This window comes from Petrocella sp. FN5, from assembly GCF_029210395.1.
Classification (GTDB): Bacteria; Bacillota; Clostridia; order Lachnospirales; family Vallitaleaceae; genus Petrocella.
On the sequence record NZ_JARGDP010000027.1, the window covers coordinates 22043 to 38644 of the forward strand.

Annotated in this window: 15 protein-coding genes; 3 read left to right on the forward strand and 12 right to left on the reverse strand. The window is 38.0% G+C overall.

Annotated features, from left to right (window positions below; all coding sequences use genetic code 11):
* Positions 1-85: 85 nt before the first annotated feature.
* From P0N36_RS08485 to P0N36_RS08520, 8 genes are all read right to left on the reverse strand, one after another.
* Positions 86-1495, reverse strand: coding sequence for a sensor histidine kinase (locus tag P0N36_RS08485; RefSeq protein ID WP_275842416.1), 1410 nt, complete (start codon positions 1493-1495; stop codon positions 86-88).
* A gap of 14 nt (positions 1496-1509) precedes the next feature.
* Positions 1510-2085, reverse strand: coding sequence for an ANTAR domain-containing response regulator (locus tag P0N36_RS08490; protein WP_275842417.1), 576 nt, complete (start codon positions 2083-2085; stop codon positions 1510-1512).
* 156 nt (positions 2086-2241) lie between these two features.
* Entirely contained in the window at positions 2242-2718 is a 477-nt protein-coding gene (locus tag P0N36_RS08495; RefSeq protein WP_330683992.1) for a EutP/PduV family microcompartment system protein, read from the reverse strand.
* Positions 2678-3028 carry a BMC domain-containing protein gene (locus tag P0N36_RS08500; RefSeq protein WP_275842419.1) on the reverse strand — a complete coding sequence of 117 codons (351 nt, stop codon included), beginning with the start codon at positions 3026-3028 and terminating at the stop codon, positions 2678-2680. Before P0N36_RS08500 ends, P0N36_RS08495 begins: the two co-directional genes overlap by 41 nt.
* A gap of 280 nt (positions 3029-3308) precedes the next feature.
* Positions 3309-5327: a methyl-accepting chemotaxis protein gene (locus tag P0N36_RS08505; RefSeq protein ID WP_275842420.1), complete on the reverse strand. Its 2019-nt coding sequence runs from the start codon at positions 5325-5327 to the stop codon at positions 3309-3311.
* 331 nt (positions 5328-5658) lie between these two features.
* Complete coding sequence (locus P0N36_RS08510; RefSeq protein ID WP_275842421.1) at positions 5659-7104, reverse strand: DEAD/DEAH box helicase; 1446 nt, start codon at positions 7102-7104, stop codon at positions 5659-5661.
* 94 nt (positions 7105-7198) lie between these two features.
* Positions 7199-8266: a nicotinate-nucleotide--dimethylbenzimidazole phosphoribosyltransferase gene (cobT, locus tag P0N36_RS08515; protein WP_275842422.1), complete on the reverse strand. Its 1068-nt coding sequence runs from the start codon at positions 8264-8266 to the stop codon at positions 7199-7201.
* 148 nt (positions 8267-8414) lie between these two features.
* Complete coding sequence (locus tag P0N36_RS08520; RefSeq protein WP_275842423.1) at positions 8415-9368, reverse strand: helix-turn-helix transcriptional regulator; 954 nt, start codon at positions 9366-9368, stop codon at positions 8415-8417.
* Between the two features lie 210 nt (positions 9369-9578).
* On the opposite strand from P0N36_RS08520, the gene modA reads away from it, so the two are divergent.
* Genes modA through P0N36_RS08535 form a run of 3 tightly spaced genes read left to right on the forward strand, consistent with a single transcriptional unit; the run spans position 9579 to position 12150 of the window.
* Entirely contained in the window at positions 9579-10397 is an 819-nt protein-coding gene (modA, locus tag P0N36_RS08525) for a molybdate ABC transporter substrate-binding protein (RefSeq protein ID WP_275842424.1), read from the forward strand.
* Between the two features lie 4 nt (positions 10398-10401).
* Positions 10402-11073: a molybdate ABC transporter permease subunit gene (gene modB / locus P0N36_RS08530; protein WP_275842425.1), complete on the forward strand. Its 672-nt coding sequence runs from the start codon at positions 10402-10404 to the stop codon at positions 11071-11073.
* Between the two features lie 6 nt (positions 11074-11079).
* Positions 11080-12150 carry a sulfate/molybdate ABC transporter ATP-binding protein gene (locus tag P0N36_RS08535; RefSeq protein WP_275842426.1) on the forward strand — a complete coding sequence of 357 codons (1071 nt, stop codon included), beginning with the start codon at positions 11080-11082 and terminating at the stop codon, positions 12148-12150.
* Positions 12151-12164: 14 nt separating this feature from the next.
* On the opposite strand, the gene P0N36_RS08540 is transcribed toward P0N36_RS08535, so the two are convergent.
* From P0N36_RS08540 to P0N36_RS08555, 4 genes are all read right to left on the reverse strand, one after another.
* Positions 12165-14021 carry a glutamate synthase-related protein gene (locus tag P0N36_RS08540; protein ID WP_275842427.1) on the reverse strand — a complete coding sequence of 619 codons (1857 nt, stop codon included), beginning with the start codon at positions 14019-14021 and terminating at the stop codon, positions 12165-12167.
* Between the two features lie 28 nt (positions 14022-14049).
* Positions 14050-14877, reverse strand: a complete 828-nt coding sequence (locus tag P0N36_RS08545) for an ABC transporter ATP-binding protein (RefSeq protein ID WP_275842428.1) — start codon at positions 14875-14877, stop codon at positions 14050-14052.
* Positions 14877-15755 (reverse strand): glycine betaine ABC transporter substrate-binding protein, encoded by an 879-nt coding sequence (locus tag P0N36_RS08550; protein ID WP_275842429.1) that lies wholly within the window; start codon positions 15753-15755, stop codon positions 14877-14879. Before P0N36_RS08550 ends, P0N36_RS08545 begins: the two co-directional genes overlap by 1 nt.
* 139 nt (positions 15756-15894) lie before the next feature.
* A partial coding sequence (locus tag P0N36_RS08555) for an ABC transporter permease (protein WP_330683993.1) occupies positions 15895-16602 on the reverse strand: 708 nt, incomplete at its 5' end.

The following is a 16602-nucleotide window of genomic DNA, read 5'->3' on the forward strand; positions in this document are numbered from 1 at the left end:
CTAAACGCAAAAATTGGCCTAAAAAGTATGCTTACATACTCCTTAGGCCAACATTGCCTTTTACAAAAACACTGCGTTGTGTTTTCTATTCATTTATAAAATCAAATATTATTTTCGTGCCGTTTTCACCGGAATACATATCCAGATGACCTTGTAACTTGTCTTTGACTATGCTGCTTACGATATTTAGCCCAAGGCTATCTGCTTTTATGGATTTTACGTCAAATCCTTTGCCATTGTCAATGACAGACATACTTGAATACAGATTTCCTTTTTGGATCCATATATCTATAGATCCATCTGATTTTTCATCGAAAGCATGTTCAATGGAATTTTGTAAGAGCTCATTGACCACCAAGGCTATGGAAGTTGCCTTGTCTGAGTTAACTGTAAGACTGTCTCCTTCTATAGATATAGAGATGTGATCCACCGTTGATAGTCCATATCTAAGGGTACTCTCTTTTATTTTGGTTACAATTGTTTTTAGGTCGACGTCATCTACCCCGTTTTGTGCCAGAAGCTCATGGGTGACCGCGATCCCAAGAATTCTATTGATACTTACATTAAAAGCTTCATTGACCAAATCGTTGTTAATCCTTCTAGATTGAAGACTAAGAAGGCTGGCAATGGTCTGCAAATTGTTCTTGACTCGATGATGAATCTCTCGTATGGCAACGGATTTGAGGATGATTTCTTTTTCCTTTTCTCTTACTTCTGTTATATCTTTAATGAGCATGGTAAGCCCTGTTATAACATTTTGTCGTTTTAATGTTGCATACTTGATTTGTAAGGTGAGTCTGCCAACGGTTACTTCTGATATTTTCAAACTATGCTCTTCTATAAGCTTATCAAAGGCACATCCATCTAGTACAAGATTCTCAAAATGCATCCCTATGATACTGTCTCTGTATCCCAATTCCTCGTACAACTTCTTGGCACCGGGATTACCGTAATTACTAATGCCCTGTTGGTCGAAAATAATGATAGCATCGTTAATATGATAGGTTACGGTATATTCACTGTCCTTAACATTAAGCAATGTTTCTGTGAGTTGTCCTGTTGTTTCAGCCAGAAATTCCATTTTTTCATTCTGCTTAACCGATGTTGTAATGTCTTGTTCCATAATCAATACGCCAATAACATCACCCTTGTCGTTTTGTATGGGTACAACGTTTTGTCGTACATTTTTATTCTCTTGGGTTAAAGCCTTGAGATCTCTTGTCGCCATACCAATATCCAAAGTCCTCAGTGCTGCCGGCTCATTTTTTCTATAAGCCAATTCCCCAACCACGGAATACTGATACATCGATGCATGGGAGGTCGGTTTGGCTTCTGCCACAACGATGGCTGCATTAGGATCACTGGTCATACAATCTATAAATACATCTGCTTTAACCAGATCCGCAATAATTGGAAGCACTTTTGCGATGCTCTCAAGTTTTAAGATATCTTCATCCTTAAGATTCGTATATTTATTGCATAATTCTCTTAACATCTTTTGCTCCTGGCCTATTCTACATGATTCATAATGATTGCATTGGCAATGTTCTTCATAGAGGCGTGTTTTTCCATACTCAGTTTTCTAATGAGATTATAGGCCTCTTTGTCTGTTATTCGATTATGATCCATAAGAATGCCTTTTGCCCGGTCAATAGATTTCCTGGCTTCTAACTGATCTTTTAGCTTTTCAGTGTCTTCTTTGATTTTTTTTATTAATCGTCCTTTTGCTACAGCGATCTCAATGGTTGGAATAAGATTCTGGCTGCTAACAGGTTTAACGATATACCCCATAACACCCACCTCTTTGGCTTGCTCCAAAAACTCAATGCCACTATAAGCTGTTAACAATACAACGCTAAGGGCTAACTCTTCATTGATAATGACTTTAGATGCCTTTATGCCATCTAGTATGGGCATCTTCACATCCATAAGCACCAAATCCGGTCTAAGTTTTCTGCACAATTCAACTGCATCGAATCCATCGGAAGCTTGTCCTACTACGTCGTAGCCCTCTTCCTTGAGAATCTCGCTGAGGTCCATCCTAGTAATAAGTTCATCGTCGGTTACTACTATTCTGCACTTCATTCTATTGTCCTCCTTAAATGTATTGAAAGGGTTGGTTAAGGCTTCAAAACCATATAGTTGAACTTTCACAGACAGGATAGTTATGAATGCATCAACATAATCTATTTCTGTTTGTGAATCTAGTGAAACTTGGTTTTGGCCTTTAATCAACAGTGGTTAAGGCTTCAAAACCATATAGTCTTCAAGTTCTTCTAGGCCTAAACCCATTATTGCACTTATTTCAAATATTTTTTCTGCGCCTGCCAATGTAAGACAATCCCTTGCATAATCTATATCTTTTATTTCTTCATCTATTTTTGTTACAATACCTACTACTGGCTTTGTAAAAACTGACGCAAAATTCGGAGAAAATAGACAGTTTTTGCTACTTGCGTCCTGAAACAATAGTACCATATGACAGTCACAAGATGCAACAATTAAGGCATTATTGTATCTTCGACTTTCTAAGTACTCGCCTGGTGTATCAATGATGGTATCATAGTATTCCATGGCTTGTGTTTTTTTGTATTTTAGACTTGCTTTCATCATCGCTTGGACAAACGTGGTTTTACCCGATCCCACAGCCCCTATTAATAGAATTTTTTTCATAGCGCTATGATTTGGTGACTCTTGTCGGGGTAAATGACAACACATTGGTCAATATATTCAGTATCTCATTTAAGGCGGATTCTATACTGGAAATATCGCCTGTAACAACCAAAGAACCGCTAAATCGATCAATAAAACCAATATCTACACTTGCAGCTTTGGTAGCAACATCAGCTGCAATAATAACCGCTTCACTGGGCGTGATGGTAAGGATACCTATGGCATCACTATGCTCATCTGCCAGACCCAATTTCATGTAGATGCTCTTTTGTGGTTTTGCGATGATATGGGCAAGGGTTACTTGTTTTCCCGGAACATATTCTTGAATAATTCTTTGTTTTTCAAAGTTTTCCATAGATTTCATTCCTTTATGAGATTTTTCTCTAAAAATACAAAAAGCCGCTACAAAGCATATTGATATGCTTCATTGCAAGCTTCTTCGCTTTTTCATTGCACTTCGCCGTGCAACGATATCGGTTTTTCATAATTATAGCATCCTGAGCATTTAAAGTCAATGACGGTGTTTTCTTTGAAAGACATCAAAAAAAGATGTTTGAATATCACAACATCTTTTTTTGTATTTAAGCTATGGTTAAAGTGCCATTATTTTGCCATTGCTCTTTTATTTTTTCTATTTATATTAGGCCATGATCAAGTTCGAATTTGGATACTACTGTTTGCATGGATTCTGCCAACTGAGCTAAGGCTTCACTGGCTTCAGCGATTTCTTGAATAGCAGCTGTTTGTTCTTCAACGGATGCTGAAGTTTCTTCTGTACTGGCGGCGTTTTCTTCAGAAATTGCTGATAAGCTTTCAATAATACTTACAATATCATCCTTCTTGACGCCCATCTCATGACTGGCATTGTTCAATCCTTCCATAACCATTTTCATGCCTTCTAAAGCTGTTGAAATACCTTCAAACTTTTCATTCGTACTGTCAACGCTTTTAGCTTGGGATGATATTATCCCTTCTACCTCTTTAATCGTTACAACCGATTGCTCTGTTTTACCTGAAAGTTCTTGAATGATGGATACAATTTCGTCTGTAAAACTATTGGATTGTTCTGCAAGCTTTCTAATCTCATCCGCAACAACAGCAAATCCTCTTCCGGCTTCACCAGCTCTAGCCGCTTCTATTGCAGCATTGAGTGCTAGAAGATTGGTTTGTCTAGCTATGTTTTTAATCATCTGACTGGCATTTTCTATTTTTGTAGCGCTTTGGCTCGTTTCAAAAATAACATCATGTATATCCCTTGTCGCTTTTTCACTCGCTTTGGTTTTATTTACAAGCTCAAACAACACTTCAAGACCTTCATCTTTAAGTCTATTCACTTGATTTGCCGCATCATTCAACTCTTTAATGAAATGTAGGTCTTGTGAAATTAAGCCACTTAATTGATTCACACTGGTTGCACCATTTTCTGTCTCTTTTGCTTGATCCGTTGCACCAATAGCCATTTCTTCAACCGCTCTGCCAACTTCATCTGCCGCAACCGCTACTTGTTGACTCGTTGATGTTAACTCCTCTGACGTAGCGGCTACTTGTCCTGAAGTATCTAGAATCTCCTTCACCAGTTCAATAAAATTATCTTGCATCACTGTAAGGGATACAGCAATCACACCAATCTCATCACTTCTTTTTGCGTGCTTTTTAATGCTTTGGTCCCCTTTTTTTGTCAAATCATAATGTGAAAGTCTATCTATATAACTCGATAAATACCGAATAGGTTTTGCAATATAGTTACCAATAATTAAAGCACCCATAACACCAATCACAATAACGATAAGGGAAATAATAACGATAATATTTCTAAGCTCAACCGTTCCGCTCAAAAAATCTTCCTCATAGTTACCAATTCCAAGTGTCCAGTTTGTTTTGGGTATTGGGCTCATGGCTGTAATTCTTCTTGTTCCGGAAAGTTCATAATTGGCAAGACCTGAATTTCCAACACCAAGTTCTTGAAATGCAAGACCAAATGCCTTTAATGCTCCATCCGTTTCAATGTCATTGAAAGCATTACTTTGTTCAGTTACATATTCTCTATTGGGATGAGCATACATCGTACTGTCGGTGCCAACAATGAAAGCATAGCCATTGTCACCAAAGCCTAATTGATCCGTCAATTCACTCAAGGATGTCCCATCACGTGTGCCTATTAAGGCACCCACAACCATTCCATTGGCGTTAATTGGAACGGCATCGATAAATATAGGTTCACCAGTTATTCTGCTGATGACCACATCAGAAACACTTCCCACGCCATTCAGTGCTTTTTGTACATAATCTCTGTCGTCTACTGCCACTGTTTCACCACTTAAAACAAATCTAGCGGTTCCATCTGGTAATACCACACCCATGTCTTGATAGCCTAATCTTTCGATATCGTCCATCAAAGATGCTTTTTGTTTTACCCATTCCATACTACTGATTTCCTCTTTCAAAGAAATCTCATTAAGAACAGCCAGTCGTATATCTATTAGAGCTGTAATTTGTTCTGCTACTTCACTTGAATACTCCAACATCGCCTCTTCTGCCGTCTTGATTACAATGTTAGAACTAAACTCAACAGCTGTGAGTCCGAGTGTAATGGATATAAAGACGATGAGAAGTCCTACAAACAGTGCAATACGTTTCGATAAATTTATTTTCATTTTATATTTTACATATTATAATTGGTTTTGATATTTTGTGATTAAAACCAAACACAATATATGCTCCTTTCGAAGTCATTCTATTATAAGTTTCATTAAAAATTAAATGTCATTTCTTAATCTAAAACAACAACTTAATTTCCTAATAATAGGATATAATGCTTAGTGCCTATAGTAAATAGATCTATGGTCCTATTTATAGTAATTATCAATAAATAATAATTACTACGTAGTTGGTTTTCGCTGGTAAATATGGTCTGCATTCTAGAAAAATAAAAACTCAAATGACCTTTAAGCCAGTTGAGTTTTTTCTAATTGATAATATGAAGGGTTACTTGACTTTCTTAATCTTAACATCCCTACCTTTGACTTTGACCTTGTTCAGCCCTTCTTCTACCATCTGGCCTTTGTGATTAAAAATCTCCACATAAGTACAGGCGTCTTGAATGTCGATAATACCGATATCTTCAGATGTAATCCCAGATAGATTGCTGATTGCGCCCAGTACATCACCGGCACGCATTTTTTTCTTCTTTCCGGCATTGATACGCAACCTTGTAATATCCTTATGAAGCTGATCTTTCTTTCCTCTTTTTGGTTTTGGCTTGTCTTTTGCTCCACTTGTCCTAATAATAGCTTTTTGTTGCAATGCTTTCTGATCTTCTAGTGGGACCTTATAGCCTATATATTCTTGAACTTCATCCCATTTTCTCTGATCATGGGTAGATACAAAAGTAATGGCACGGCCTTCTTCACCAACACGCCCTGTCCGACCGATTCTATGTACATAGTTTTCATTGTCTAGGGGCACGTTATAGTTGACGACCAAATCAAGGCTATCCACGTGAATGCCTCTAGCCGCCAGATCTGTCGCTATCAAATAGGTGACTTCTCCCTCTTTGAAGGTTGAGATCGCTCTTAGTCGATCTTTTTGAGCCATACCACCGTGAAGAGCCATACAATCGTACTTGCCTTTGATGAGTTTCTGTACCAGTTGATCCGCTTTGATTCTTGTGTTACAAAAAATCAAGCAACTCCTTGGTTTCAGTTCTTCCATCAACTTCGTTAAAAGCATGAACTTCCAATCATCTGCTACTTCGTACCAGACTTGTTTGATTTGGTCTATAGGTGCTTGGGTCGATGCCATCTCTATGCGCAAAGGATTCATCATATGCTCTGAACATATGAACTCTATCTCCGGTGGCATGGTGGCTGAGAAAAGTAGGGTTGTGCGTTCCTTGGGTATTTTCTTAATAATCGCCTCTACATCTTCAAGAAAACCTCTTTTTAACATTTCATCCGCTTCATCGATGACCAAATACTTAATATGTTCCAATACAAGATGCTTTCTCTTAATCAAGTCTCCAAGACGCCCAGGCGTACCGACGACAACATGAACACGTTGTTTTAAATGCCTGAGTTGAATATGAATGGGCTGCTTGCCATAGATTGGCAGGCAACGTATTTTCTTATATCTGCCAATACTTGCAATCTCTTCACACACTTGAACCGCAAGCTCTCTTGTAGGCGTGAGCACCAGTACCTGTGGCAGATTCTCATCCATCTCAAGCTTCTCGGCTATTGGAATACCAAAAGCCGCCGTCTTACCACTTCCTGTCTGAGATTGTACAATCAGATCCCTACCCTCAAGTATATGGGGCATAACTCTATCTTGAACGGCCAAAGGCTGATTATAACCAAGTACGTCTAGTGCCTTACCAATCTCTTCACCGATCTTATACCTTTTAGCAAATTCATTGTGTATCATTTTTGTCATGGTGATTTCACCTTCCTTTACTACTCTAGTCATTACATAATCAAACGTATCTAAAAATAAAGTAGATGCTAAAGCTATGGTTACCACTTTTCTTCTATCTTATGTCAACTAAATAGTCACTAATAATGGTTGCTTCTTCAAAAGTAGCCATATTATTCATGACGGATAAACCCGTTTCAATGATATGAAAAGCTATAGGACATCCTGTACCTTCTCCTAATCTCATTTCCAAATATAGCATTGGGTTAAGTCCCATTTTTTTCATAATGCACATATAGCCAGGTTCCAGTGAACAATGAGATGGAATTAAAAAGTCTTTTACTAGAGGATTAATTTTATAGGCTACGAAAGCTGCTGTTGCAGAGATAAAACCATCTATTACGATGGGTACTCTGTAATACGCAGCTCCTAAAAAACAGCCAACCATTCCAGCAAGATCTAATCCCCCGACTTTGGTTAATACATCAATCGGATCACTCGAGTTGGGTTGATTTAACCGGATGGCTTCTTCAATTACGCTTTTTTTGTGTTCAAAGGCTTCCTCTGTAATCCCACCACCTTTGCCAACCGAATGATTTGCACTCGATCCTGTAAGGGCCATAAAAACAGCACTACTACAAGTGGTATTGCCAATTCCCATTTCTCCCGTTCCAATAAGATTGTAGCCTTCCTTTACCAGGTCTTTTACCATTTCAATACCGATTTCAATGGCTTTAATCACTTCTTCGCCTTCCATTGCCGGTCCTTTAAGAAAGTTATTTGTACCGTAACGAATCTTTTTTTTAACCAAGTTTAAACCATCAATATCGCTCATAACCCCTATATCAACTACACGTATGTCCGCATTGTTTACCTTACTAATAGCACAAATACCTGTTATGCCCTTTAACATATTTAGCGACTGAATCGCTGTAACCTCTTGTGGTGCACAACTTACGCCTTCTGCACATATACCATGGTCTGCTGCCATAATAATCGTACATTTTTTATGAATTTCATTTTTCACATGCCCTGTTATACCTGCAATCTGAATAGCGATTTTTTCCAAGGTGCCTAAGCTTCCTAATGGTTTAGCAAGTGAATCCATTCTTTTTTGTGCTTCCAACATTACCGGCTCATTAAGTCCCCTAATCTCTATTAATATTCGATCCAATAATCCCATTATATTACTCCTCTTAAAGTAGGTTTGACTCTTTTTCAATAATACCGTCTTAATCTTTATCAACGCGTTCATATTTATGGTTAGGTTTAAAGTTAATACCCTCTGTACTATTTGAGCTTAAATAAACTTAGTTTTGACCCTTAGCATATTAGGTTTCTGCAACAATATGACCCATCTCACTTATATCATATCCACCAACGCCAATAAACTCCGTCTTAAATTCTTCTGAATTAAGGATTTCTAGAATTGCTTGTATTTGAGGTCTTCTTATATCTTCCTTCTTAACAACCAACTCGTATCTCTCTTTCTGTAATGGTATAAAGTCTATTCCATCCACTTGACGAGCTATTTTTTCACTTCCAATACCTACATCTGCCCCGCCCCTGGCAACTGTGCTTGCAACTGTAAGGTGGGATTGAGACTCCCTTTTATAACCTTTAACTGTACTCCCATAGATTCCAAGCAATCGCAAATGTTCATCGAGAAGCACACGAGAACCTGCACCTTTTTCTCGATTGATCATGGTAATATCCTCTCTTTTTAGGTCATTCCATGTTGTAATATTTTTGGGATTACCTTTTACCACATAAAATCCTTGCATTCTATAAGCAAGATGTATGATAACCGTAGGTATTCCGGGAAGCAAACTTCTTACGTATGGGATATTGTATTGCCCCGTATCACCATCCCACAGGTGGGACGATGCGACTTGGATGTCTCCATGATACAAAGCAATAAGACTGCTATAGCTGCCGATATAAGACCGTAAAGTTGGTCCACCTTTTGGATGACGTTCGATATAATTGGATAAAACATCCAGCATGATATCCTGCCCACATATTACAAAATTACTACTAAAAGCATTGCCTTTAGGTTTCGGATGGCCTTCTATTTTTTCGTCCTTATCAAGTACCATAGCCGTTGGCTGAAGTTGTTTTGATCTTGCAATATAGGCTTCAACATCTTCTAGAGTAAACCTGACTTTCCGGCCAACTTTATAAGAATTGATTTCACCTCTTTTTATCAATTCATAGACTGTGTTTTTGGCAATCTTCAATAGATCCGCTACTTCTTGAGCCGTTAGTGCACTTTGATTATCCATAGCACCCACCTTCCCAACTTATTTGATATAATGCTTGTGATTATATCACGCTTCGTCACGTTTGACAACTTCAAGCATCTTATCCCTTGACTTTTGATCCTTCTCTACGTATAATATGTACAAAATAATAATAATTGTGCGTCTTTATAATGCGTTTCATATTGTTTTGCTCACATTCAGCTTGGTCAACTATACGAGGGGGAACATAGAATGAAAAAAAACTTCTTAATACTTTTTCTAATTTTATCCATTATGAGTTTATTCGGTTGTAATACTAAGGAAAATATCGCTTCTAAAACGGATAGTCCTAATGAATCAGCCGATTCTATAACTCAAGAAAAGAGTGCATTGACTATTGCTGCAGCAGCATCATTAACAGAAGCCTTTATTGAAATAGGCGCAGCCTTTGAAGCCTCAAAAAACTGTCGTGTTACCTTTTCTTTTGCCTCAACCGCTACCTTAAGTGAACAAATTACCAATGGTGCACCTTTTGATGTTTTTGCCGCTGCAAATGAAAGTGCCATTACAGGCCTTGATGAAAAAGGTCTGATTCTTTCAGATACAAGACAGATTTATGCCATCGGTCGTATCGGTATTGCAAGCTATAAAGGCCGTGGTGTTGAAGCAACAACAATGGATGGTCTTAAAGACCCTAATATCAAAATTATTGCCATCGCCAGTCCTGAGCATGCACCTTACGGACTAGCGGCAAAACAAGCCATTGAAACTGCAGAATTATGGGATATACTTGAGCCCAAAATCGTTTTTGGTAAGAACATAGCAGAAACACTTTCCTACCTAATGACCGGTAATGCAGATGTCGCTATTATTGCACTCTCACAAAAAGATGAATTAACACTTAATTATAGTATCATTGATTCCGATATGCATGCACCTTTAACCCAAGCCATGGCGGTATTAAGTGATACCGACAATGAAGAACTGGCAAAGTCCTTTGTAGCATTTGTGAATGGTCCAAAAGGCAAAGAAATAATGCATCAATATGGCTTTGTAACACCTGAGGAGTAATCTAATGAATAATGTTAACCTTTTTCCGCTCTACTTATCTTTTCGTGTTGCCTTCACTGCAACGCTGATCAGCTTCTTATTCGGACTTCCTGTCGCTTATTTTTTAAGTAGGGGTCGTGGAAAAGCCGTAGATTTTGTGGATACTTTAACCAATTTACCCGTTGTATTACCGCCTACAGTTCTTGGCTATTATTTACTTGTTCTCTTAGGAAGGCAATCGCCTATTGGGGCTTTTTTAGAGAACAATTTTGACATAAGGATTGTCTTTACCCCGACAGGTGCTATTATCGCATCTACTGTCGTCTCTATTCCTTACTTGATTAAGGCCTCAAAAACGGCCTTTCTTGAGATTAATGAAGACTATCTAAATGCTGCCAGACTCCTTGGGCGGGGTGAACTTAACATCTTCATAACTGTTGTCATGCCCATAGCGTGGCGTGGTATCGTGGCCGGTCTTACCATGTCCTTTGTCAGAGCCTTAGGCGATTTTGGAACCACCCTCATGGTTTCAGGCAGCATTCCTAATAAAACAATGACCATGCCCATAGCCATCTATGATGCCTTGCAAGCCGGCAACAAAGAAATGGCCAACTTACTTGTCCTCATTATGACCAGCATTGCCATTATTGTCTTGTTTACAATCAGCCAACTTGAGCGAAAGATGAAAAAGGGGTGATCAAATATGCTTGAAGTATCTTTGAAAAAGACCCTAGGAAAATTCACGCTCCAATCATCCTTTACTGCTGATAAAGGTGTACTGGGCATACTTGGTGCCTCAGGTTGTGGCAAAAGCATGACCTTAAAATGTATCTCCGGTCTTCAAACACCGGATGAAGGAAGTATTCGACTTAACGGTGCATTACTATTCTCCTCTGAATCAAAAGTTAATATACCATCACGGGAGCGCAACATAGGCTATGTTTTTCAAAACTATGCCTTGTTTCCCCATTTGACAGTTAAGCAAAACATCGCTTATGGTATGAAGCACTTCGAAAAAAGTCAGCGTGCACAAAAAGTCACCCATATGATTGAAAAGATGCAGCTAAAGGGTCTTGAGCATCACTATCCCTCTCAACTATCCGGTGGGCAACAACAAAGAACAGCTCTTGCAAGAACACTTATTACAGAACCGGATTTGTTATTCTTAGATGAGCCTTTTTCTGCTCTTGATAGTCATATTAAATACTTACTAGAAAAGGAATTGATGAAAATAATCAAAGAGAATTTCAATGGTATTGTATTACTCGTCACTCATAACATCGAAGAAGCTTATCGCATCTGTGACCAGATTATGATCATGGATGACGGTCAGAATCTTCAACTGGGTCCAAAAGAAGACATCATTAGCAAACCCATTAACTTGACCACTGCAAGAATAACCGGGTGTAAGAATATACTGGACGTGTCCATCTTAGAAGAACACAAGGACTACCTTCTGCTTAAGTCCAATGCACTTATTTTTAAAGCAGCAAATAACCAAATACCCTTGTCCGACTCTATGCTTGCCGGTATCCGCGCCCACCACCTCAGGCTCTATTCCGAAAAATCTCATAAGGACAATGTTTTTGATTGTGAAATTATGGAAAAAATAGAAGGGGTTTTCTCAACGACAATCATCGTCAATTGTGGCGGCAATGTGCTTCAACTGGAAATAGCTAAAGCCTCATGCCCCCACATATCAGAATCAAACAATAACAAGATCAAACTGCACATACCTATGAAGCATGTTTTCTTGATGGAAAATGAATTATAGGTATGCTTTTTACATCAAACATGTTTAATGTCCGTGTTTAACGAGACTTCATTATTAATCGTCATAAGGTCATCCACATCGAGCTGATGTATATCATTTTTTCCATTTGTTCTGGCAAAAACTTCTAGCTCATTTGCTGTTGCTGTATAGAAATTAACAAAATGTTGAATGGATTCTTCCATATTAAAAACGCTTCTTAAGCCTTCATCTTGTGTTGCTATACCTACTGGACAAGTACCTGTATGACAAACTTTAGATTGTAAACAACCAATAGATATCATAGATGCCGTAGCAAGCGCTATTGCATCTGCACCTAAGGCTATACCTTTAGCAATATCAGAGCTATCTCTAAAACCTCCGGTAATACATAAGGAAACCTTACTGTTCACTTGATCCAGATATTTTCTGGCTCTTCTAATCGCAAATATTGGTGGTACTCCAACATTATCTTTTAAAAACTTAGGCGAAGATCCTGTTGCACCACCGCGACAATCAATCGTAATGAAGTCCGGGTTTGCTTGTAGTGCAAAGGCGATATCTTCTTCAATGTGTCCCGCTGCAAATTTTATGCCTATTGGGACCCCATCCGTCACCATGCGTATGCGATCCACTCTATTAATGAGATCTTCTAGAGAGTCAACACCAGCCAATCTTCCTGGGGAAATAGATTCCTCTCCTTCTTTAAGCCCTCTAATTTTTCTTATTTCTGGCGTGATTTTACTCGCTGGCAAATGTCCACCTAGTCCCGGCTTAACACCTTGTCCTATTTTTAATTCAACAGCATCTGCCTTTTTCATGATTTCTTCATCATAAGAAAAATGTGCTGTTCCTTGTTCATAAATATATATTTTTGCCGCCTCTCTAGATTCTAATAACATACCCCCTTCTCCTGAACACATAGCTGTACCGACAATGGCACTACCGCTAGCCAAAGCAATCTTGGCTTCTCTTGATAAAGCGCCAAAAGACATATGGGATACATAAAAAGGAAGGTTGAGGGTTATGGGTTTTTTGGCCGTTTTACCAATTACCGTTTTCAGATTCACCGGTATATCTCCGTTAAGAGGCATTCTGTGAAGTTGGCTACCCTTAAATAAAATTGTTTTAAAATCTGGGAAAGTTTCAAGGGTCCTCATAGCAGAGTTTTCGCTTTTACCGGTCTTTGCTAACTTCTGAATTGTGGTGTACTTGTTATCGTATTTCTCATCATCTATGGTTGCTTTGTCCAGTTTTTTTTTTACCTTACCGTCATCTTCAAATTTTTCATACCAATGTTGTCCATTACAGAATGGTTTATTCTTTGAATGTCCACAGCGGCAAAGCGCATAATGTTCCATGGATTCGGGTTTATCATCATCCTTTAATTCAATAGATCCCTTAACCACATAGGGTCCATCCTCAGTGATCATCACCTCTGGGGTATCCGAATACGTATCATATTTGACATCATCTATCGTATAGCTAAGTGCACCGGAAGGACATTTTTTTATGGTCTCTATGACTTTTTCAACTGACTCAGCATCCGGATCTATCCATGGTTCTGTACCCATCCTAAAGACTTTAGGTAAACCATCTGTACAATACCCAGCGTGGGAACATATGCCTCTATCATCATGAATGGTTATTTTTTTGCCTCTGTAAGTATCCGAATGTCTTGGTTGTCGGTCGATTGACTTATCGGTTTTAAAATCGATTTTACCGTGGGTACCATCACAAAAAGGTTTTGTTCTTGATTGTCCACACCGACAGAAAGATTTGGTAGGTGCGTCTATCGGTACATTTGTACCAACAGATTCTTTGATTCCCTTCAAGTTAGATATCACATAAGGTCCATTTTTAACGGTGGTGATGGTTATATTATTTTTTTTCATACAATCTCCTCATAGTATGAACCCACATCTAGCTTTCCAGCTTATGATATAGATTCTCAATACTTTCTTCTTTTGTAAGAATACGTTTATAAAGATCCCTTAAAATACTTTTATCTAATGTTGCTTGAAATCCTTTTATGCCAAAAAATTCTTTTACAAAATCACTTGCTGGATTAAAAATAAGATCTTCTTTTGTTCCAACTTGCTCAACTTTGCCTTTATTAATAAGAACAATCGTCGAACCCAGTTTGATCGCTTCCTGAATATCATGGGTAACAAAAAGAATTGTTTTCTTGAGTTTATTATGAATGTTTAGAATCTCATCTTGTAAGGCCGTTCTGGCTATTTCATCTACAGCTCCAAAAGGTTCATCCATTAATATGATTTTAGGATCTGCCGCAAGTGCTCTAGCAACTCCCACTCTTTGTTTTTGTCCTCCACTTAATTCTCTTGGATATCGATCTAGATGGTCTATTGATAACCCAACAAGTTCAATAAGTTCCTCTGCTCGACCTCTTCGAAGTTTTTTATCTGATTTTGTAATATTAAGTACATAGTTGATATTATCCTCAACATTGAGATGCGGTAATAACCCTATTTGCTGAATCACATAACCGATACTTCTTCTAAGCCTTATCGTATCCCATTTTTGAATATCTTTATAATCAACCGTTATGGAACCACTATTGTAATCAATGAGCTTGTTCACCATTTTAAGTAAGGTTGTCTTACCACAGCCTGATGGTCCAAGAATTGTGACAAACTCGCCTTCTGGTATAGACAGACTCAAGTTATCAATAACAATCTCAGATGAATTATAAGATTTCGTTACATTTTCAAATTCAATAAATCCCATTAATTGAGCCCTTTCTCCTCCAAGAAGTCTACTGCCACCACTTTCGGATCCATATTTTCTATTTCAACTAAATAATTGAGATTGGTCATCTCCTCATTATTGATTTGACCATCTAGTTTGGCAAGTACTGCTTCAAGTTCAGGATACTTCTTCATGGTCTCTTCTCGAATGAGTGTTGCCGCAAAGTAGGATGGGAAAAAGTTCTGATCATCCTCGAGCACCCTTAAGTCATATTGCTTCAAGCGACCATCTGTAGAAAAAATATTAATAACATCCACTTGATCCGAACCAATACCTTCGTATTTCAGTCCAATATCTAGCTCTGTTTTTTTATCAAATTCGAAACCATAGGTTGCTTCTAGTCCCGGAAATCCATCTTCTCTTTCATAAAAATCATACTCTGCACCTATATTTAGAGTTGAGCTTACCTTTGCTAAATCTGAATAGGAACGAATATCAAGTTCTTCTGCTCGTTGTTCTTTTATAGCAAGACCATAGGTATCATTAAATCCATATAATTCTGACCAAATAATACCATATTCTTCTTGATATCGATCTTTTACGGCCTCATATAATTCAGTTGGATCGTTGATGAGTTCTTCTTTTAAAACAAAAAGCCACCCTGTACCGGTATATTCCGGATAGATATCAATTTCCCCGCTTACCATACCGGGATGAATATTGGAAGTACCGCCACCAATGCCCATCTTTTGTTCAACGATAATGTCGGTGTTGTTTTCAATTAAATACGTTAACATCTCAACCAAGATGTATTGTTCAGTCATCGGTTTACTGGCAATCACTACCTTCTTTTCTTCCTTCGCACAACCGGTAATAAGTATTAATACCATTATTATAGCTATCCATGTTTTTTTCATATTTTACCTCCTACAATTTTGTCAGTAGTTTCTTTTTTCTTTATACCTGGTTAAGGTGTCAAAACTAAGTTTCACTAAGTTCACAAACAATATATAGATTACGTTGATGCATTCATAACTATATATTGTTTGTGAAAGATTAACTATCTAGTTTTGACACTTTAACCATACCTAGTATCCTAAACTTCATCTTGTTTTCAACCAGTTCCATAATTAAGTCTGTTAATATGGCAAGCGTGGCAACCAAAAGACTGCCTGCAATTGTCATCTCAGGAAAATTCGTCGTAATACCTCGCCAAATAGCTACACCCAGTCCTCCTGCACCGATAAAGGATGCAATACCACCCAAGGCAATTGTCATAATCACCATTGTTCTAAAACCAGCGAATATAAAAGGAAGTGCTAGAGGCAATTGGACTTTTGTCAGCAATTGAATTTCTGTGCTACCCATCCCAACGGCCGCTTCAACAACTTGGTCATCCACTTCATTGATGCCTACGTAAGTGTTGCGAATAATAGGTAATACACCATATACAACAAGTGCGATGATCGCACTTTTATTGCCGATACCTGTAATAATAACTAGAAACCCAAAAAGAGCAATCGATGGAATCGTATACAGGAAATTGGTAACTGTAAGGACAACTGTTGCAAAAATCTTATTCCTTGTCATGTAGATACCCATACTAAGTCCAATTATGGTGATATAGAATATCGCAATAAGTGATAAGGATATGTGTTGAAGCAATAACTCAAGAAAGAAGTCCCAACGTTCCACATATAACTTAATAACATTTAAAATAACCGCCAAATAATCATCCTTCCCTCGAACAACATTTATTATTAA

Coding starts and splice junctions, on each gene's coding strand:
- P0N36_RS08485 (WP_275842416.1), bottom strand. CDS start 1,495: ATGTTAAGAGAATTATGCAATAAATATACGAATCTTAAGGATGAAGAT.
- P0N36_RS08490 (WP_275842417.1), bottom strand. CDS start 2,085: ATGAAGTGCAGAATAGTAGTAACCGACGATGAACTTATTACTAGGATG.
- P0N36_RS08495 (WP_330683992.1), bottom strand. CDS start 2,718: ATGTGTTGTCATTTACCCCGACAAGAGTCACCAAATCATAGCGCTATG.
- P0N36_RS08500 (WP_275842419.1), bottom strand. CDS start 3,028: ATGGAAAACTTTGAAAAACAAAGAATTATTCAAGAATATGTTCCGGGA.
- P0N36_RS08505 (WP_275842420.1), bottom strand. CDS start 5,327: ATGAAAATAAATTTATCGAAACGTATTGCACTGTTTGTAGGACTTCTC.
- P0N36_RS08510 (WP_275842421.1), bottom strand. CDS start 7,104: ATGACAAAAATGATACACAATGAATTTGCTAAAAGGTATAAGATCGGT.
- cobT (WP_275842422.1), bottom strand. CDS start 8,266: ATGGGATTATTGGATCGAATATTAATAGAGATTAGGGGACTTAATGAG.
- P0N36_RS08520 (WP_275842423.1), bottom strand. CDS start 9,368: ATGGATAATCAAAGTGCACTAACGGCTCAAGAAGTAGCGGATCTATTG.
- modA (WP_275842424.1), top strand. CDS start 9,579: ATGAAAAAAAACTTCTTAATACTTTTTCTAATTTTATCCATTATGAGT.
- modB (WP_275842425.1), top strand. CDS start 10,402: ATGAATAATGTTAACCTTTTTCCGCTCTACTTATCTTTTCGTGTTGCC.
- P0N36_RS08535 (WP_275842426.1), top strand. CDS start 11,080: ATGCTTGAAGTATCTTTGAAAAAGACCCTAGGAAAATTCACGCTCCAA.
- P0N36_RS08540 (WP_275842427.1), bottom strand. CDS start 14,021: ATGAAAAAAAATAATATAACCATCACCACCGTTAAAAATGGACCTTAT.
- P0N36_RS08545 (WP_275842428.1), bottom strand. CDS start 14,877: ATGGGATTTATTGAATTTGAAAATGTAACGAAATCTTATAATTCATCT.
- P0N36_RS08550 (WP_275842429.1), bottom strand. CDS start 15,755: ATGAAAAAAACATGGATAGCTATAATAATGGTATTAATACTTATTACC.